20 protein-coding genes are annotated in these 19,754 nt (G+C 30.0%); all 20 read right to left on the bottom strand.

Annotated elements, in window-relative coordinates:
* Positions 1 to 76 precede the first annotated feature (76 nt).
* The 20 genes from asnB to ACEN92_RS11425 all read right to left on the bottom strand — a co-directional run bounded on the left by asnB (position 77) and on the right by ACEN92_RS11425 (position 19,753).
* Entirely contained in the window at positions 77 to 1,786 is a 1,710-nt protein-coding gene (gene asnB / locus ACEN92_RS11330; RefSeq protein WP_495638495.1) for an asparagine synthase (glutamine-hydrolyzing), read from the bottom strand.
* On the bottom strand, positions 1,774 to 2,736 hold the full coding sequence (locus ACEN92_RS11335) for a 2-hydroxyacid dehydrogenase (protein ID WP_495638496.1): 963 nt from the start codon (positions 2,734 to 2,736) through the stop codon (positions 1,774 to 1,776). Before ACEN92_RS11335 ends, asnB begins: the two co-directional genes overlap by 13 nt.
* Complete coding sequence (locus ACEN92_RS11340; RefSeq protein WP_495638497.1) at positions 2,718 to 3,407, bottom strand: acylneuraminate cytidylyltransferase family protein; 690 nt, start codon at positions 3,405 to 3,407, stop codon at positions 2,718 to 2,720. Before ACEN92_RS11340 ends, ACEN92_RS11335 begins: the two co-directional genes overlap by 19 nt.
* Position 3,408: 1 nt before the next feature.
* Positions 3,409 to 4,215 (bottom strand): glycosyltransferase family 2 protein, encoded by an 807-nt coding sequence (locus tag ACEN92_RS11345; RefSeq protein WP_495638498.1) that lies wholly within the window; start codon positions 4,213 to 4,215, stop codon positions 3,409 to 3,411.
* Between the two features lie 13 nt (positions 4,216 to 4,228).
* Positions 4,229 to 5,386: a UDP-N-acetylglucosamine 2-epimerase gene (neuC, locus tag ACEN92_RS11350; RefSeq protein ID WP_495638499.1), complete on the bottom strand. Its 1,158-nt coding sequence runs from the start codon at positions 5,384 to 5,386 to the stop codon at positions 4,229 to 4,231.
* A complete protein-coding gene (locus ACEN92_RS11355) occupies positions 5,383 to 6,387 on the bottom strand; it encodes an N-acetylneuraminate synthase family protein (protein ID WP_495638500.1) in 1,005 nt (334 codons plus the stop codon). The genes neuC and ACEN92_RS11355 overlap by 4 nt, the downstream gene beginning before the upstream one ends.
* 3 nt (positions 6,388 to 6,390) lie before the next feature.
* The gene (locus ACEN92_RS11360; protein WP_495638501.1) at positions 6,391 to 7,488 is read right to left on the bottom strand and encodes a glycosyltransferase family 4 protein; all 1,098 of its coding nucleotides are present in this window, start codon (positions 7,486 to 7,488) and stop codon (positions 6,391 to 6,393) included.
* A 1-nt stretch (position 7,489) separates the two neighbouring features.
* Positions 7,490 to 8,515 carry a glycosyltransferase family A protein gene (locus tag ACEN92_RS11365; protein WP_495638502.1) on the bottom strand — a complete coding sequence of 342 codons (1,026 nt, stop codon included), beginning with the start codon at positions 8,513 to 8,515 and terminating at the stop codon, positions 7,490 to 7,492.
* A complete protein-coding gene (locus ACEN92_RS11370; protein WP_495638503.1) occupies positions 8,516 to 9,520 on the bottom strand; it encodes a glycosyltransferase family 2 protein in 1,005 nt (334 codons plus the stop codon).
* Positions 9,501 to 10,388, bottom strand: coding sequence for an FkbM family methyltransferase (locus ACEN92_RS11375; protein ID WP_495638504.1), 888 nt, complete (start codon positions 10,386 to 10,388; stop codon positions 9,501 to 9,503). Before ACEN92_RS11375 ends, ACEN92_RS11370 begins: the two co-directional genes overlap by 20 nt.
* Before the next feature lie 45 nt (positions 10,389 to 10,433).
* Positions 10,434 to 11,333 (bottom strand): glycosyltransferase family 2 protein, encoded by a 900-nt coding sequence (locus ACEN92_RS11380; RefSeq protein ID WP_495638505.1) that lies wholly within the window; start codon positions 11,331 to 11,333, stop codon positions 10,434 to 10,436.
* Complete coding sequence (locus ACEN92_RS11385) at positions 11,330 to 12,253, bottom strand: glycosyltransferase family 2 protein (protein ID WP_495638506.1); 924 nt, start codon at positions 12,251 to 12,253, stop codon at positions 11,330 to 11,332. The genes ACEN92_RS11380 and ACEN92_RS11385 overlap by 4 nt, the downstream gene beginning before the upstream one ends.
* Before the next feature lie 20 nt (positions 12,254 to 12,273).
* Positions 12,274 to 13,188 (bottom strand): glycosyltransferase family 2 protein, encoded by a 915-nt coding sequence (locus ACEN92_RS11390; RefSeq protein WP_495638507.1) that lies wholly within the window; start codon positions 13,186 to 13,188, stop codon positions 12,274 to 12,276.
* A gap of 6 nt (positions 13,189 to 13,194) precedes the next feature.
* The gene (locus ACEN92_RS11395; RefSeq protein WP_495638508.1) at positions 13,195 to 14,250 is read right to left on the bottom strand and encodes a glycosyltransferase family 2 protein; all 1,056 of its coding nucleotides are present in this window, start codon (positions 14,248 to 14,250) and stop codon (positions 13,195 to 13,197) included.
* 110 nt (positions 14,251 to 14,360) lie between these two features.
* The gene (locus tag ACEN92_RS11400; protein WP_495638509.1) at positions 14,361 to 15,146 is read right to left on the bottom strand and encodes a glycosyltransferase family 32 protein; all 786 of its coding nucleotides are present in this window, start codon (positions 15,144 to 15,146) and stop codon (positions 14,361 to 14,363) included.
* Complete coding sequence (locus ACEN92_RS11405; protein WP_495638510.1) at positions 15,136 to 16,092, bottom strand: glycosyltransferase family 2 protein; 957 nt, start codon at positions 16,090 to 16,092, stop codon at positions 15,136 to 15,138. Before ACEN92_RS11405 ends, ACEN92_RS11400 begins: the two co-directional genes overlap by 11 nt.
* 158 nt (positions 16,093 to 16,250) lie before the next feature.
* Positions 16,251 to 16,859 carry an acyltransferase gene (locus tag ACEN92_RS11410; protein ID WP_495638511.1) on the bottom strand — a complete coding sequence of 203 codons (609 nt, stop codon included), beginning with the start codon at positions 16,857 to 16,859 and terminating at the stop codon, positions 16,251 to 16,253.
* 5 nt (positions 16,860 to 16,864) lie between these two features.
* Positions 16,865 to 17,992 (bottom strand): dTDP-4-amino-4,6-dideoxygalactose transaminase, encoded by a 1,128-nt coding sequence (rffA, locus tag ACEN92_RS11415; protein ID WP_495638512.1) that lies wholly within the window; start codon positions 17,990 to 17,992, stop codon positions 16,865 to 16,867.
* 2 nt (positions 17,993 to 17,994) lie between these two features.
* Complete coding sequence (locus ACEN92_RS11420; RefSeq protein WP_495638513.1) at positions 17,995 to 19,029, bottom strand: ketoacyl-ACP synthase III; 1,035 nt, start codon at positions 19,027 to 19,029, stop codon at positions 17,995 to 17,997.
* Complete coding sequence (locus ACEN92_RS11425) at positions 19,004 to 19,753, bottom strand: SDR family NAD(P)-dependent oxidoreductase (protein ID WP_495638514.1); 750 nt, start codon at positions 19,751 to 19,753, stop codon at positions 19,004 to 19,006. Before ACEN92_RS11425 ends, ACEN92_RS11420 begins: the two co-directional genes overlap by 26 nt.
* Position 19,754: the final 1 nt, after the last annotated feature.

Raw genomic sequence — 19,754 nt, forward strand, 5'->3', positions numbered from 1 at the left:
TATTGAAAACTTCTTCTTTTAAGTTAAAATGAGCTAACTCTTTGGCTTTTCTAAAAACCACGGTAAACAACCATATTTAAGAAAGAGCTAAACCATTCACCCACTGCCAAATATAAAAGCTATTATCCTGTTTCCCATTACAATAGTCTCTCCAAATGGCTTTTACTTGTTTGCTATCTACAAAATCCATTTTGGAAAATTGTTCTATTTTTTCAGAAAAATAAGGCTTTAATTCTTGTGAAATCCATTCCCTTTGTGGGGTTTGCAATGCTCGTTTTGGAGCCAATGCAATAGAATTTCCTAAATAATCTTTTACTAAATCACGTAACAGCCATTTGGTTTGTCCATTTTGGATTTTCATAGTATCGCTTTGCGCAAATGCTAATTCCATCAATCGATAATCCAAAAATGGCTCTCGTAACTCCGTGCTGTGCATCATACTGATTCTGTCATTAAAACGTAAAGCTCTTGGAATTTTAGTATAAAACAAATCGCGGTACTGCAGATTCTGTAAATCATTATCGAAAGGCAGTTCATACACTTCCTTTAATGCCTTATTTCTAAATTCAGTTACCAAGGCTTCTGGCCGAACAGGACTTGAAGTAACACCTTGAATCACATTATTGCTTTTGTTATGATAATAGTCATATCCCGCCCAAGCTTCATCCATTCCCTGCCCATCCAGAATTACTTTAACTCCTTTTTGGCTCGCTGATTCAAACAATAAACTGTATGCTAGTGTTGGAAATCCGCCAAAAGGTTCATCTTGATAGAAACTTACTTTTTCAATCAGTTCCGGAATTTCTTTATAATCCAAAAGTACTTTATGAAGCGGATACGATGTTTCTTTCATTAATTCATTAACCCAAGGCAATTCGTCATATTTTTCATTATTGGAATAAAACGTAAAAGCCTGGATATTTTTTTGAGAAGGTAAATTTCTGGATACCAGATTGATCAAAGTAGATGAATCCAAACCGCCGCTAACATTCATTCCTAAAGGAACATCAGCTCTAAAACGAAGTTGAATAGAGTCTTTCAGTAAAGTTTCATAACGCTCTTTTAGTTCTTCTTTGGAAAGTTGCTTAATTTTCGAAATTCTTTCGGGAAAATTATACCATTGCTGTGATCTTACAACACTAAAATCTAGATTATTTTCAAAAACAATTTCAAAAAAATGCCCCGCTTTTAACTGCTGTATACCTTCGAAAAAAGTTTCATTTGGTAATCCATAGGTTCCAAAAGTATAATAGTTTGCCCAAACTTTTTGATTTTTGATTTTTGGAATTCCAGCTCCAAAAAGTGTTTTTATTTCACTTGAAAAATAGAACTGATTTTCAAAAAAAGTAAAATAAAATGGTTTAACACCAAATCTATCGCGAGCTGCAAAAAGAGTATTCGTTTTTTTATTCCAAACTGCAAAACTAAACATCCCATTGAGTTTATCTAGCGATTGAGCATCCCATTTAATGTAAGCTGCAAGTAAAACCTCAGTATCTGAATCAGTTACAAAATTATATTCTTTTTCTAACTCTTTTTTGAGTTCGAGATAATTGTAAATTTCACCATTAAAAACTATAACATAATTTCCACAACTGCTCATCATGGGTTGGTTAGCACTTTCAGACAAATCAATTATGCTCAATCGATTATGGCCCAAAGCCAGTTTTTCATCATTCCAAAACTGCAAAGCATCTGGCCCTCTATGCTTTTGTGCTTCGACCATCAGCTTAATCGTTGAAACATTTTTAGGATTTACACCTAAAATCCCTGCTATTCCACACATTTAATAATTTTTATAAATTTTTCTACAATATAATTCTCTGTCATCGCCATCGATTCATAACTTGCTCCGGCAATATGTGGCGTAATAATTAGATTAGTATTTTTTTTTGCTAATTTTATTAATGGATTAATAACTATTGTCGCTTTATCAAATTCATTTTCTAAAACATCTGTTGCTATTCCTTTTATTTTCTTTTTTTCCAATAAGTTTGCGATGATATTTTCATCCCACACATTTCCTCTTGAGGTATTGATCAGAATCGCATTTGGTCTGCAGCTTTGCAAAAGCAAAGCATCTACAAAGTTATGGTTTTCAGAGTTGTATGGAATGTGAATACTTATAATATCTGACCAGGCAAAAAGCTCGTTTGGGGATTTAAAATTTTTAAATTTAGATTTAACGGGATGAATATCGTAATAGCCAACATTCATTTGAAAAACTTCGGCGAAATTTGCTACTTGTTTCCCTACTCTTCCCAATCCTAATATTCCAAAATTTTTACCTTTTAAATTATTTCCTTTAAAATCGTCCCGACTCCAATTTCCTTTTTTCACATCATCATATGCAGAGGGAATATTTTTTAGCAAAGCCATTAATAATGCCCATGTATGCTCAGCTGTAGAAGGAATTGTCCCTAAAAACTCGGTTTCTCCCTTGAGGGAAATTATTTTCCCTCCAATACTTTCAAAATAATCAACATTTATATGATCTAAACCTGTAGTTGCTGTTAATATATACTTTAATTGAGAAGCCTTTTCGAGAATTTTTTGGGTCAGTTTAAATCGGAGCCTAATAAACAAAACATCAAAATCGGTTATGATATCTGTTAATTCTTCTGCAAAATTGAAGTTACGTTTTGTTACGTCAAAATACTTTTCAAGTTCATTGATAGCATCATGGCTAAAGTCTTCCGATTCTGTAATTAAAATTTTCATTTTTCCGTTGTCCATTCTTCATAAATTATTGATGCAATTTTGAAATCTCTTGGAGTATCTATATTAACAAGCCATTCAGCATCCATAATATAGGCTTTTTTGTTTTTTACCATAAATGACCTTTCAGTAAAAAATGATTGACTCTTTACAGCGTAAAAACATCCGTTTCTATAAAAAACAGGATTTAAATCTTGCCTCCTCATTGATTCAGAATCTTTTATAAACGGAATTAATTCATTATCCATTCCTAAATTATACATTCTTGCCGGATGTAAATCATCAAAAGGAACAACACTAATGACTCCATCCAGTTTAATCTCTCTTTCAAACATTTCAATAATGTTATCCAAATCTTTTCCTGTTCTTAATGGAGAAGTAGGCTGGAGCAAAACAATTATATCAAAATCTTCATTCAATGTTTTATAAGCATGTTCTACTGTTAGTACAACATTACTTGTATCGCTTGCCAGATCGTTTGGTCTCATTATAACTTCACAACTGTTCCCTTTTGCAATTACCGCAATTTCCTCACAATCAGTTGAAATAACAATTTTGCTAACCCTTGACGATTCTTTTGCGCAATTTATAGCATGCACAATTAAAGGTATTCCTCCTAATAATTTGACATTTTTCCTAGGTACTCCTTTTGAGCCTCCTCTCGCAGGAATGACAGCTAAAACTTTCATTTTAATTGTATTTTCCTTTTTCAAATTTTCGAGAAATTCTTGAAAATTCCCAATTAAGATGATTAGTCTTATACCATCTGTCCCAAGCAATCTTTAGTGCCCAAGGAATAGATTTAAAAAATATCCATATAAATCTTGAAGTTTTAAGCGGTACTATTCCATCTACCTGGTATTTAGAAATATGATCTCTTATGTCAACCTTATAATTATTTTTTCTATTGTATAAGAAATAACACGAAACGTTTGACTTTAAACTGTATCCCTTTTCCATAACTTCAAGTGACCATAGTTTTTCTTCATTTGATCTAATGGTTTCATTGAAAGGAATTTGAAGTGCAACACTTTTACGGATCGCCGAACAATTAGCAACTATAAGATTTTGCCAATCCTTTTCGTGAACGTAATTACTTTTATTAATTGTCAAATCACTTTTAACAGACTGCACAATTTGCTTTGTATTAGAAATGGGTATGCACCTAACAGCAGCGATGGATGGATCACTAAAATAATCAACGAAATTTTCAAAAAAATCACTTGATAAAAGTATATTATGAGAACTCAGCAATAAAACAATTTCATATTGACAATGCTTAAGCCCAAAATTTAATGCATATCCATAGGTGAATTTTTTATCTAATTTCACCACTTTACAACCAAATTCATTTGCTATTTCTATAGAATTATCAGTAGAAGCATCATCAATAATAACTATCTCATAAGGCAAATCAAATTTTTGTTTTTTAATACTCCGTAAAGCGTTTACTAAAGAATTTGCTTCATTTTTATTTCTTATTAATATCGAAATCATATTCTTTAATTATTTAATACATGATGGTTTTATGAAACTGCAATGGTACTTTTACTAACAAATCAGCTATGGATGAACCTGCATTTCCACCTCCGTAGACAGCTGAAGTTTCAGATTTCCCGTTTTCCAAAACTGTATGAACAGCGTCTATTATTTCGTTTTTATTATAATCGACATCAATTACATTATGACCACGATCGCGTTTATTTTGTCGGGATCCAATATTAATAACCGGAACCCCAAGATAAGCGCATTCTCTAATTCCCACACTGGAGTTACCCAGTAAAGCTTTAGCATTATTCAATAAAACCAGAAAATCATCGCCTTCCATATTCTTAAAAAAATGAACATTTTTTAACTTATGATATTCACGAAAAGCCCTAATTCCTGTAGAAGTTCCATCAGCGCCTGCATCAACATTCGGCCAAAACCACAAGGTAGGCATATTCAATTCGTTTACAGCTTCAAGAGTTTCTTCAATATGTTTTCTGGAATTCTGATATTCTGTCGTAACTGGATGCTGCATGACTACTAAATAGCCATTAGTTAAATCGGGATCAGATCCAACCCCTCCATATTTTTGATACGGATTAAAATTCAATCCTTTTATAGTATTAATTTCCGAAGCAATATCAATAGAGGGACAACCTGTGTTGAAAACAAAATCAGGATTTTCCCCTAATTTTATTACTCTTTCTTTTGCACTTTCTGAAGCAACAAAGTGATAATCAGCCAATTTCGTAATAGCATGGCGTACTTTTTCGTCTATATTCCCAGTAACTTCTCCTCCTTGAATATGTGCCAGTGGAATATTCATATAAGAAGCTGCAATAGCTGTTGCCATGGTTTCGAAACGATCAGCTACAGTCACAACAATATCAGGTTTCAAATTGTCAAAAACAGTAGACAATTCTAAAATTCCGATACCAGTCGTTTTGGCGGCTGCAGTCAAATTTTCTCCTTCTAAAACATTAAATACTTTTGCTGCAATAGCAAAACCATCTTTTTCTATATAATTTACAGCTGACCCATAGCGGTCCAATAAAGCTGAAGCGGCAACCACCAGCTGCAGTTCTAAATCTGTATGCTTTTGAATAGCAGATAAAACTGTTTTTACACGGCTGTAGGAAGGTCGCGCCGTAATGACTACCACTATTTTTCTTCTACTCATTGTATATTTTCTTCATTTAAAAAATCCCATTTATTTTTGTCAAAAGTAAGTCTTTTGCCAACAACATCCATAAATTTTGCTGCGTCAATCCCGCATCCTTTTGGCTTTTTTGCTTCTAAATCATCAATAGTTAGTATATGTCCTTGAGGCAGTTTTTTATTTATAGCTAATGATTTTTCAAACATTTGCTTTAAGGCTGCAAAATTTTCATTGGATTTTTTATCTATTGGATTATCAAGGGCTCGTTTAATATTTCTGATACCTATTACTAGATTTTGAATCTCATTAATGGTCAAAGAAGATTTTGAATCTGGTCCAAAAAGCTGTCTGTCAAAAACAGCATGAAATTCAAGAATACTCGCTCCTAGAGCAGTAGCAGCAATACAAGTTTCAATTTTTGCCGAATGGTCTGAAAAACCAATAGGCACATCATAACGATTTTTCAATTCCTGAATCACATTCAAACCATATTGCTCAGGATTAGTTGGATAGGCAGTAGTACATTGCAAAATAGAGAAATTGACATTTCTTTCTCTTAAAAAAGCAACAGTCTGATCTAACTCTTCGTAAGAACTCATACCTGAAGATAAAATCACAGGCTTCCCAGTTTGAGCTATTTTTTCTAAAATCAAAAAATTATTCACTTCACCAGAACCAATTTTGTATTGTTGAATCCCAATTTCTTCCAGCCAGTCAACGGCCAAATTACTAAAAGGTGAACAAATAAAATCTAATCCAACTTCATCACAATGATTTTTGATTCCTTTCCATTGTTCCAGGGAAAAACCCATTCGTTTCCAATAATCGAATCGTGTCTTATCTTCTAATGAAAACTTAACTCTAAATGGCTCTTCTGGACTGCTTTCTGCTTCGGCAATATGCATTTGAAACTTCACTGCATTCACTCCAGTGTGAGCGAGGGCATCTATATAAGAATATAAAATTCCTAAGCTTCCTTCATGCGCTTGACCAATTTCGGCAATGATATAAGGATTGTTCATAGTTTAAAACCTTTTTTTAGCATTCTCAATAATTATATTCATTTCTAAATTCCAATTTTCCATGGAGTATAATTCATCTGATAAATCAGGAAGTTGAAAATTTCCTTCTAAAAAATCATTTATGGCAATTTCCCATTCCGAAACAAAATGTGGGTTTTCAATCAACTTTCCAAGTTTTCCATACTGCAAAACTTCCGGAACCCCCCCCATTGCTGATGCTATACAATAATTCCCGCAATGCAAGGCTTCTATAAGGCTAAGTCCAAAACCTTCCTGACACAAAGTTGGAAAAAGATAGCAATCTGATGCCTGGTAATATTTTGGGAGTTCGTCGTTTGGAATCCTTCCTAAATATACAACTCCTTCTATTTTTTTCTTAGGATTACAACCAATAACTAACAGGACAATATTTGTATGTGAAGCATATACTTTTTTCCAAACATCTAAAATTAGATGTAATCCTTTTTGAGGTCTGTCTTGGGAACACCAAACAAAGACTTTCAGGTCACCAAAACCTAATTCCATTTTTAATTTCGTTTTCTCAGAATTAGAAATCTTACTAAATTTTTTTGTATCAATACCATTGTGCAAAACCGAGAAATAACTTGGTAACAAATTAATCTGTTCTTTATGTTGTGCATAACTATCATTGGTAAGCAAAATCATCTCATCAATGATTTCATAAAAATCTGAGCTCTTACCATGATTACCATAAGGCAGATATCCGTGATAAAAAAACTGAATATAACATTGTTTGGAAATTCCTTTTGAAATCAGATAATTTCTAAGAGGCTTCACTATTCCATAGTTATCAATAATCTGAATTATATATTTTTCATTTGGAGTAATCAATTTATCAAAAGCCTTAAAATATTCAAGGTATTTTCTCTTCAAAAATTTGCGTTGCATATTCTGCAGAAAAGTAAGTTTGACAAAACTATACTTTATTTCTTCAAATGTTTTTTCGGGTCTCGAACATACAATACAATCTATTTTGTGATTGTTTTCTAAATAATTCTTATAAAGCATAGTCCAACTTCCAATCTTTGAAAAAGGCATGGGGAATTGCGAAATAAGTATGACTTTTGTAGAATTATTCATATCATTCAGTATATTTTCTTACCTCTTCTTTAGAAAGACCTTTAAGCTCTAGACAATAATTCCATATTTTTTTTCTCGTAATAATTTTTTTAAACAATATACTTTTAACGATAAACTCTGCTTTTGAGAATTTAATATCTGGCAGATTGATTTCCAACTCTGGAAAAAAATCATTTGGTTTTATTTTCTCTAAAGTTTTCCTCATCCACTGTTCTTCCACATTCCCCAGGTGATAAGCAAAATTATCTTCTGTTGAAAGTCTCCACATTCCTTTTTTTATTACTGGAATATCCAGCAATTTGTCTTCGCTGTCACCACCCAGCATAAAGTTGGAATATTTTATATTGCTTTTTTCAAAAACTTCTTTTCTGTAAGTTGTTACAAAATGACCTGCACCAACAACAGCTTTAAAATCACCATTGGCAACCGTGAGATATTTTTCAAGATGCAGACTATTGTACATGTCAGGATTTCCAACGCTTGTTGCAAATGCTTTTAAAGCCTGAGGATTTTTAACCTTTGTAAAACGAAGCGATTTTGAAAACAAAAGATCAAACCAAATATTAAAACTATTACTTTTTAATGACTTTGAAGAAGGGGTTGGACAAACGGCCCCTGTTTTTGAAAAATTCTGAAAAATCTTATAGCTTTCTTTCTGCCAATCTTTTAAAAAAAGCACATCACAATCAGAAACAGTCACAAATTTAAAATCATGACCAGAAATACCTTTTAAAACAGCATTTAACTTACCAATGTTTTGTGTATGAATAAGTTCTTGGATTTTACTTTGTCGATATAAATCATCTAAGTAATTTACAACCTCAATACAGCTTCCATTGTTTATAACGACTATATAGGTTTTTGAGTGACATGTTTTAAAAAGTGATTCCAAACAATATTTTAATATCTGAAAACTATCTTTAAAATAACCTTCCAGATTGGGTATATAAACAGGTACAATCACTTGATGGAAATAATTAGATCGAGATATTTTTTTATCTTTTTGAGGATTAAAACCTATTCTCATTTAATTTTCAATTTGTTCTCTACAATCAACTTTAAAATACATTAATTTATATCCTTTACTAAAAAAAGAAACAATTAATAAACCAAACAAAATTTTAATTTTACTTAAAAAAGACTTGCGGCTTTTAATTAAAAGAAAGTACAATGATCTAAAATCTCTAAAATAGGAAATTAGCTCTCTTTTTGTTAATTGCCTAATTTCATAAAACAAATTAAGTTGTCTGGACAATAAATAATTGTATATCTTTTTTTTATCTATTAAATCAATCTTATCAATTTCAATTTCTACTTTTTTGAAAAATCTAACTTTTGAATGTAATGAGTTCAAAATATTTTTATCATCCTGAGTAACACTATTATTCCCTCTTCTAACTTTATAAAGAATGTCCTCTGCATAATAGTATTTAGGTTTTAAAATTAAAACTCGAAAATGAAAATCAGACTCATCACTATTTGATAAATCCTCATCAAATAACAAATTATTATGTTTTAAAAATTCTTTTCTCCATAATGGTGCTGCTGTTAAAAAATAATGATTTTTAAAAAGATATGCAGAAATAATATCATGAGAAGGAGTTCTATTTGCTTTATTAACAAATGTTTCACTCGTTCCTTCAATAAATGTTTCAGATAAACAAACACAAAAATCTAATTTTTTGTCTGTTTCTAAATAAGTGATTTGATTCCGTAAAAAATCTGGTAGCATAATATCGTCACTATCAAACCATTTCACAAATTCACCACTACTTAATTCAAAACCAAAATTTCTACATGAATTAGCACCTTTTTTCCTTTCATGAGGTCTAATATGAAAATGAAATCTTTTATCTTTTAAATAAGGAATTAAAATATCTGAAGTATTATCAGTACTATTATCATCAATTATAATACATTCCCAATTTGTATAAGTTTGGGCTAAAACACTATCCAGAGTCTCCTCTATTAGATTTGCACGATTATAAGTAGGAATTATTATGGATATTTTACTAGGATTGTCTGACTGCATAAATCATTCCAGATACTGGTGTTAAGTAGTTATTAAAAACTGTAAAATTGCTATTTATCAATAAAGAATTAATATAGTCTGCCCCTTTATCATGCCATTCAATCATGAAAATATCTATATTTTTGATTACTTCACTCTTCATTAAATTGTCAAAAATTTCATACTCTGCACCTTCGCAATCCATTTTAACAACAAATTTACTCTCTTTATTTAATTCAATAATAGGAGATAAAACTTTTGATGCTTCTTTTAAAACAACTTTTCTCTTAAATGAATCCTCTAATAGCAAAATATCTTTTTGATCATCACGTTGCCCACTCCTGCCTTTTCTATCACTATCAAACACAAAAACTACCTCTTTGTTTTCTCCTGCTAATCCAAAATTATGTGCAACAATCTTTTGGTTATTTAAAGAATTAAGTTGAAAATTTTTTTTTGCCTGACTGTAAGTCTCTTCAACTGGCTCAAAAGAAAAAATTTGTTTAACATTCTCTTTTTTTGAAAAGAAAAGTGTTGCCAAGCCAACATTTGCACCAATATCAAATACAATTACTTCTTGGTCAGTAAAAAAATCATAATCCAAAGAAAAATACACTTCATTTAAAATAAAAAATTCTTCTCGCGTTTGAATTAAAAAATGCTGTGAATCAAAATAAACTAAATAACTTTCTTCAGTTCTGTTTATTTTTAAATCTTGAAATTTATTTTTTAGATTTCGGATAAATTCATATGAATCGACAAGTATTTCATAATTATCAGTAAAATCACAAAATAAACTTAGATGTTTTATTCGCCTTTTCCTTTCTCTATTCTTATTTTGAATTTTAAACCCAAGTTTATTTATTAGTTGATAAAAAAAATTTCTCATAAGTATTTATAAAGAGTTTATTTCTTAAATTATTTTTTTTAATCTCTATTTGATTAATATAACGTAAATCAAACTTTTAATATTTCGCCATTTTATAAACCAAAAAGTATCTAGTTCAAAGAGAATTCTTATTGACAACATATAATGTTGTTTCACATGACTTATAACATTTTTACTCAAACGATTATTCAAGAGTTTAAACTGATTAACATTAATGACATTTTTTTTAAAAAATTCGTGAAGTAAAATTTTCAAATGCAATGGTAACTTTTGATAAACTTTTGTATCACTAGAAATATTGTTTTCATGTGTGCGATAATGAACTAGCATTTCATCTATATAATAAAATTTAGTTACAAACGAACATCTTATCCAATAATCAACATCTGCAAACGTCCCTGCAATTTTCTCATTAAATAAACCTACTTTATCAACTAAATTTGTGCGAATCATTGGTGTTGGCATCATGATAGTCCAATTTCCAAACATTTGCATTGCAATATCCCCATGCTTAGTAGTACTTGTTTTAGGTCTTCCAACAATTTTTTCTTTTAAATCACCTTCAGCATCTATTACTCCACAATAACAGTGAACAAGGTCAAATGTTGGATTTTTATCTAAAACATTTACTTGTATCTCTAACTTTTTTTCTAACCAGATATCATCATCATCCACAAAAGCGATGTATTTTCCTTTTGCCTCACGGATTCCAACATTTCTCGGTTTGGCTGGACCTCCTGAGTTTTCGATTTTAATGTATTTTACTTTATCAAATGTTTGACACAAAAACAAATTTTCATCATTTGGTGTCCCATCATCCACTACGATAATTTCAAAATCCTTAAAAGTTTGATTTAAGATACTCTGAAGTGTCAGTTTTAAATAATCGGTTCTTTTATATGTTGGAATAATAACAGAAACTGTGGGCTGGTTATTTAATTTCATATTGATTTTATTTTTAACAGAATAAATTTTACAAGAGAGCCAAAATACTTTACATCAACCTTATCAATTCCTTTTATCTTTCTCAAAAATTTATAATTAAAAACTTCTTTTTTATTAGACCAAACAAAATGCTTTACATAATGATCTAAAAAAATTTGAAATTTATAATTTTGTTCAAAAAAATTCAAATATTTAAGAGCTTCTTCATAAATAATTTTCGTTGAAGAAATACTTATCTTAGTTGTTGTAGAGTTTTCATGTCTCCTAAAAAAGTTTAGATTTTTATTCAAGAATGCAAATTCATTATTCTGAATCAAGTGACTCCACAAAAAGAGATCCGACAACTGTCTATTATTAAATAGTTCAACATTCATTTTATCTTTTGGTTTTCTAAAAACTACACTGCTTCCATTAGTTATATAAGTATTAAAAGGCATTCTATTAAAAAAAACGTTATTATCTATAACTTTACACTTGTTTATCTCAACATTTAAATCTTTTGTTCTATTAGTTGAATCGTAAATAATTTTATCATTTTCAACATAATTACTACTGCAAAAAGCTAATGCGACATTTTCATTTTGATCTAAAATTTCAACTAACTCTTCTAAAAAATCGCTATCAGAATAATCATCCGTTTCTGCAATCCAAATGTATTCTGTTTCGGCTAATTCAATTCCTTTTTTCCAAGAATTATAACCACTTCCTGAATTTTCATCATTTACAATAAAATACTTAACTCTAAAATCCGGATTTGTTTTTAGAAAGTCATTAATAACCTGCACACTATTATCTGAGGATTGATCATCAATTATAATCGCTTCCCAATTTTTAAAAGTTTGGTTCAAAATCGTATCCAGCCTATCCTTCAAAAACATAGCATGATTATAACTGGGTATTATTATAGAAACTTTGAACATTAGTTTACTTAAAATTAGAGTTAGGAGGATTTAAATCTTAAAATGAATTTAAAAATTTTCCTCGCTGGGTTTATCAAACCTGTTGTATTTAATATTTTTCGGATCATTAAACCTGCTTGATAAGCATTTGATTTTTTTACTGCATTTAAATTATTTCTAAATAACTTATTAGATTCTGAATATCGGGTCAGCATATGCACAGACAAACGATAATATTCATCATAAGTAAGTATTCCTCTAAAATTATCTAAAACTTTTAGATGATTATCACCAATACCGATTGTCTCCATTCGGCTTGATGGATGAATCCTGTAATAAGCCAGCGGTAAATCTACAAAAATACAATTTGTACTCTTTAATAGCTGAATCCAAACAACCCAATCTTCCTGAGCAGATAAATTTTCAGGGAATCTAATATTCTCAAATAATTTAGCATCAAAAAAACCGCATTGCATCTGTACAGAAAATGTAACATTCCACTTAAACAAAAAATTTTCCAATGTAAATATATCAGCTTCAAGTTTACAAAAAGGTGGCAGAATTTCTTTTGAATCTAATGAAAGCATGTTAAAATTGGATATAACAATTCCTGCCTCATTGCTTTTATCTTCTTTTAATTTATCAACAGATAACTTTATTTTTAATTTATCTAAAATATCATCGGAATCTAAAAATTGGATATACTTGCCGGAAGACTTCGAGATTCCAAAATTTCTTGTACTGCTTACACCACTGTTTTTTTTATAGAAATACTTAAACCGGCTGTCCTTGGTTACCCATTGCTGAGCAATAACTTCTGTGTTATCTGCACTTCCGTCATTCACAATGATACATTCCCAATCCGTATAAATCTGGTTATAAACAGATTCTAAAGCTTCATTTAAAAAAACACCCTGGTTATAACAAGGAACTATTACCGATACTGATACAGCCATAAATCATTAATTTTTCAAAACCGCATTTTTATTAAACTTACTGATTACTTTGGTTTTTAGTATTTCTCTTGTCTTACCTGTAAGTACAAATAGTAACTCTTCAATGGGCAAATAAGCAAGAGCTTTTAAACGCCATTTTTTGTCTAAACCTATAGACGTTTGCTCGAAATATAATCCAAAAACTAATCTTCGCTTTATGATTTGCAAAACATCATTTAACTCTTTTTGCGAATAAATTTTCAGTTTTTTATTTTTAAGAGCCAGCTGTTTTATCCACTTAAAAAATTTAGCTAAATCATTCATCGAAATCTTTTGGGTCATCCAAAGCATCTTTGCTATTAAATCATCTGAAAAAACTTCATTATCATAATTCAGCTTTTTAAATAAAAACAATTTAATACCTATGTCACCCTTTCTTTGTATATCATAAAACAGCTTAGTTACCTGAGTGTCATGAGATCTATAATAGTATAAAACTTCTTGTATGTTATATAACTTACATGCCCAGGAAATACGGGACCAAAAATCATAATCTTCTACATGCTTTTTATTTTCATCAAAACTGTAATTTTCTAAAGCTTTTTTTTCAAACATTACAGATCCTAAACTCATTGAGCATTGCATTAGCATCTCAGCAACAATTTCTTCATGAAATTCTTTATGTTTAATAATTTTACCATGATTCCCAAACCTCTGGAGCCAACAACCGCAAGCTTTTATTTCAGGATTATTTAATAGAACATCTAATTGTTTTTGAAAACGATCTGGAGTGCTAATGTCGTCTCCATCCATACGGGCTATATACTGTCCTTTTGCAAGCTTAATGCCCAGATTCAAACTATCTATAAGTCCTATGTTTTTAGGCTTTTTTATTAACTTTATTCTTGAATCTGAAAACTCTATAATCCGATTAACGGTATCATCAGTCGAGGCATCATCAATAATCAGCAATTCAAAATCAGAATAACTTTGATTCAAAATACTTACTATAGATTCCTTTATAAAAGACTCCACATTGTACACTGGCATAAGAACCGTTATTCTTGGATTTTTTTTATCCATTTAGAAAAAATATTTAAATTAAAACCTTGCAACCATTCAAATTTTGATTCATTACCAATTGCAAAGTTCGATAAATACTGAGTTTTTGTAAATTCTAGATTACTAAAATTTTAATTTCTTAAAGATTTTTTTATTGTTGCTGCTATTTTTCTAAAATAAACATATTTAAATTCTCTGCTATTATAAAGATGCTGAATCATTTTAAAAAAACCTTTGAAATACTCTCTGTTTTTAAAATATTGAAACTCAGTATATTCAACCCAAGAAGAACTCCATAAATGAACCGCAAAAGATACGTCCCTTATATATTTTTTATAATTATTTAATTCCTTTCTATTCTCATAAGGAAAAGGATAGAAATACAAAGATGGATATACTTTCACACCATTTTCAATAACTATAGTATTAAAATCATTTCTAAAACTATAAAGATCACGAAATTTTTGAGTTATTATTCTTGGAATTGAAATCTTCCAAAGTTGAGTTGCTTCCTCAAATTCTAAAAAATCATACTCCTCACTACAGGCTTTTATAAAACTATTATTTGGCAAACTCCCAATAATCGCACAATTGATAAATTCTGAATCTTCAGCTCCAAAAAAACAAATGTTATTTAACAAACTATTAAATGATTTTAGAACCATCATGTCGGTATCCAAATAAATACCTCCAAATTCCTCTATTTTTTTTAACCGTATATAATCTGCAACAAAGGCCCATTTTTTTTGACGATAGGCTTCTTTAACAAATGGATGAGAGAAATCTGTGTTTTTTTCATTCCATTCTGTAATTTGATAATCAGGTAAATGTTTTTTCCAAGAAGCTATACAGTCTCTAACCAGTTTTGGCTTTTTCTTTTCTCCATACCAACAATAATGAATCACTTTAGGAATCATATATTTTTTTTATTTTATTAATACCTCTTTTTAAAATTAGTTTGAGATATAGTTTATAAAAGATAAATCTAAAACTGAAAGGCAAATCAACAGAATGATTCTCTTTTGAAAAATATTGTCCTGTATTTTCAAATATCGAAATCCACAGATCTATTAACCATCTATAATCTTTAGAATAACTTGTTTTAAAATTAAGAACTTCATTAGCATAGTTAATCACTTTTATATTTTCAGTTAGTTTCTTAATATAATTATCTTTCTTATTTGAAGTGGCAGACAGATTATGAATTCTGAAAATATTTAATGGTTCTGCAATAAACACAACCTTTCCGGTCATAAAAACATCAATCCAAAATTTCCAATCCCCACAGTACTTATAATCAAAAGGATAAAAATTTTCTTCTATACTATCTTTTCTAAAAACTGCCGAACTGACATTTATTACGGGACATTTAAACCGCCCATACAGTCTCAAAATATGTTTACCTTCTTTTACATAGTTTGATTTCCAATTATCACTTTTGAAAGAATCCCACCAATCATTAAGCTTAAATTCATTATTTATACAGAATAAACTATTTGTATGAACTAAGACAGCCTTACTATTTTCTATTGTTGAAATGGCCTTATCTAAAAAAGAATCTTCTGCCCAGTCATCGCTTTCAGCAATCCAAATATATTTGCCTCTAGCTTTCTCAATACCGTATTGCCATAAACCAAATGGAGAACCTGAATTTTGTTCATTTAAAAAGATATGAGAAATTTTATCGTGATTTTTATAATTATTAATAATTTCCACACTTCTGTCATTTGAACAATCATCTAGTAGAATCAGCTCAAAATCCTGAAAGGTTTGTCCTAAAATACTATCTATCCTTTTTTCAAGATATTGAGCATGATTATAATTGGGTACGATTATGGAAACTAAAGGTAAATTATTTTTCATTTATTCAAATTCATTCTGTTTGCTATTAAAAAATTGTACTCCAAAAAATTAATTATAACTATTTAACTCTTAATTTATTCACACATTTTTTATTGTTCAAATTTAACTAGTAAACCTCTCTCAACTGTCTATTTTTTATAATATTTTTAACATCCAGATTAGCTGATCTTTTTAATTACTATCGCTGGTACACCAGCTACAACACAATTAGGGGGCACATTTTTAGTCACTACTGCATTTGTGGCTATTATACTATTCTCACCAATAGTTACATTGGGCATTATTGCAACTCCTTCACCAACCCAAACATTATTCTTAATAATAACCGGTCCCTTTGAAATTAAAGCCCTTTCATTTGGCGGCAGTTCCAACATTTGAATTGTAGGCTCACCATGATGGTGATCTGTAATATAAATTCTACTCCCAAACAAACAATTATCTCCTATTTGTATTGAGTTTATACACCCAATATGAATGTCTGTATTAAAAACAACATTATTACCAATTTTAATGTTAGGTATAAAATTATCCTGATAGTATAAATCAAGAGCTTCTATTCTAAATCGATCTCCCGCATAAAAATTATCACCAATTTCTATATATTTAGGATTAATAACTTTATGATCCTTCATTAATTGAAAATTATCTCCTACTGCTTTGAAATTATTTTTTAGAATATTTAGTTCTAATTGTTGCTTTTTTTTCAAGTATCTTTCAAAAGAAATAAATATTTTCTGCTTTATTTTTTGCTTTATTTTACTTATCATATTCACTATTTAAAACAATTAACAATAGTATCTATTTCCTTTTCATTCAACTCAAAATACATAGGCAGACGTAATAAAGTATTCGTAAATTTATCCGTATTTGGCAATACTCTACCATCATGCTTTGAAGAATAATATGGACTTGAATGTAATGAGATATAATGAAAAACGGCTAGAATATCTTGTTTCTTTAATTTTTCAATATATTTAGTTCTTTGTTCCAAAGCAGTAAACCTTAAATAAAACATATGTCCGTTATTGGTAGTATAATTTGGTAATTGGGGCATTTCTATTTCTAATACCTCAACAATAGGTTTTAATTGCTGGTAATAATATTCCCAAAGTTGTTTCCGTTTTTTTTGTATAGTTTCCAAATTCTCAAGTTGAGCCCAAAGGAAAGCAGCAATAACTTCTGATGGTAAAAAACTAGAGCCTATGTCAACCCATCCATACTTATTTATTTCACCTCTAAAAAATTGTGCGCGATTTGTTCCTTTTTCCCAAATAATTTCTGCTCTGTCTATAAATCGTTCATCATTAATTGCAATCATTCCTCCTTCACCCGAAATTATGTTTTTAGTTTCATGAAAAGAGAAAGCTGCTAAATGTCCGATAGAACCCAAAGCTTTTTTAACCCCATCTTTACCAATATAAAAACTATCAATCGCCTGTGCAGCATCTTCAATTACCAAAAGATTGTATTTACTGGCTAATTCCATTATTTTGTCCATATCACAAGCAACACCGGCATAATGTACTGGAACGATCGCTTTGGTCTTTGGCGTAATCAACGCTTCTATAGTATCGGCATCGATATTGGGATTATCAGAATACGAATCTGCAAAAACAATTTTTGCACCTTGCCTTACAAAAGCCAATGCTGTTGAAACAAATGTATAACTTGGAATAATTACCTCATCCCCTTCTTTAATTTCTGCCAGAATAGCGGCCATTTCTAATGCATCTGTACAAGATGTAGTAAGTAAACATTTTCCAAAACCATATTTTTTTTCGAAAAATTGTTGGCACAATTGGGTGTATTTACCATTGCCTGATATTTTACCTGAAGCTACTGCATTTTCAATATATCGGGTTTCATTACCAGTTAAATAAGGTTTGTTAAATGATATCATCTTTAAACTATTTTTATAACTGTACCACCCCAAGAATATCCAACACCAAAACCTGCCAATAAAACAGTATTATTTTTTGGCAATAATTTTTCTTTTTGTGCATGGTACAAAGCTATCGGAATAGTAGAAGAAACGGTGTTGCCACAATCATCAATATGAATGTAAAATTTTTCGTTTTCTATTTTACATTTTTTTCTTAAACTGTTCAGCATAAATTTATTGGCTTGATGCAAAATAAACAAATCGATGTTTTCTTTAGGTAAGTTATTTTTTTGAATTGTATTATTAATTAATTTAGGTATTGAAACTAACGTAAATAAAAATATTTCAGAACCATTCATAAATAAATAATCATCAGAAAGATAATTCCCATATTCATCTTGAATGGCTTCATTATTAGTTTTCGAATTTCTCATAGCTCCATTTTTCACAATAAGATTTTCTGCTCCTTTTCCGTCTGTTCCATACTCAAAATTACCAATTTCAGCAAAACCATCTTCTGAAGAAATTAAAGTTGCGGCTGCAGCATCACCAAAAATAGTTTTATTGCTTTTATCCTTTGGATGAATAAATTTACTATAAGTCTCTGCCGTTATAAAAAGAATATTTTTGGCTTGACCTGAAAAAACAAGTCCTTTTGCTAATCCCAAACCGTAGATAAAACCAGAACAGCCCAAGTTCATATCAAAAGCCCCAATATTAGTTTTTAAACCTAATTTTTCTTGAATAATACAAGCGGTAGTTGGCAAAAAATAATCTGGACTTTGGGTACATAAAATTAAATAATCAATAGTCGATTTATCAATATTATGCTCTTCAAATAATTTTTCAGCCGCTTTTACTGCCATATCACCAGAAGTTTCATCTTTTGCAGCAATATATCTACAATTAATTCCTGTTTTTTCAGCAATTTTGCCAATACTCCATTCTGGAAAATCTTTTTCTATAATAGAATTATTTAACTCATATTGGGGCAAATAATATGAAATGGCTTTTATATATGATTTCATATTAATAAGATATTGTTCTTCCTCCATCTAATAGAATATTAGTACCAGTTGTCCAAGATGCAGCATCTGATAATAAGTATAGAGCCGCATAAGCTACTTCTTCAGGAGTACCATATCTTTTAAGAGGATATTTTTGTTTGTCTAAATCTAATTGCTCTTGGGTAATATCACTTTTTTCCATAATTGGAGTTTCAACCATTGCAGCCATAACCCCATTAAATCTTATTTTTTTGGAAGCATATTCTAATGCAAGTCCTTTAATTAACCCATTTAAGGCTCCTTTTGAAGCTGAATAAATTGAGCCTCCAATATAAGAAGAAATAATACCAGAAGTTGAATTAATAAAAACAACAGATCCCCCTTTGTTGATTTTTTTTTGCTTCAATAATCGCTGTGTTAAGAGAGTTGGAATCTTAAAATTAATATCCATCATATCATCTAATTGTTCTTCTTTGAGAAAATTAAATAACATATGGCCTGAAATTCCCGCTGAATGAACAATCCCGTCTATTACATCTATACTATTTAAAAGTTTATCAAAATCATTTTGATTTGTTAAATCTGCTTGAATCATTATATGCTCACCTTTTTCCAACTCATTAAAAGTCAAAGCTAATCGCTCTAAATTACGGCCAGAAATAATAATTTTTGCCCCCATTTTAGAGCACTCAATGGCGGTAGCTTTCCCTATTCCGGAAGATGCTCCAGTAATCAAAATTATTTTATTTTCGAGTGAAAACGGATTGTTCATC

The sequence above is a fragment of the Flavobacterium sp. Flavsp81 genome (assembly GCF_059491325.1).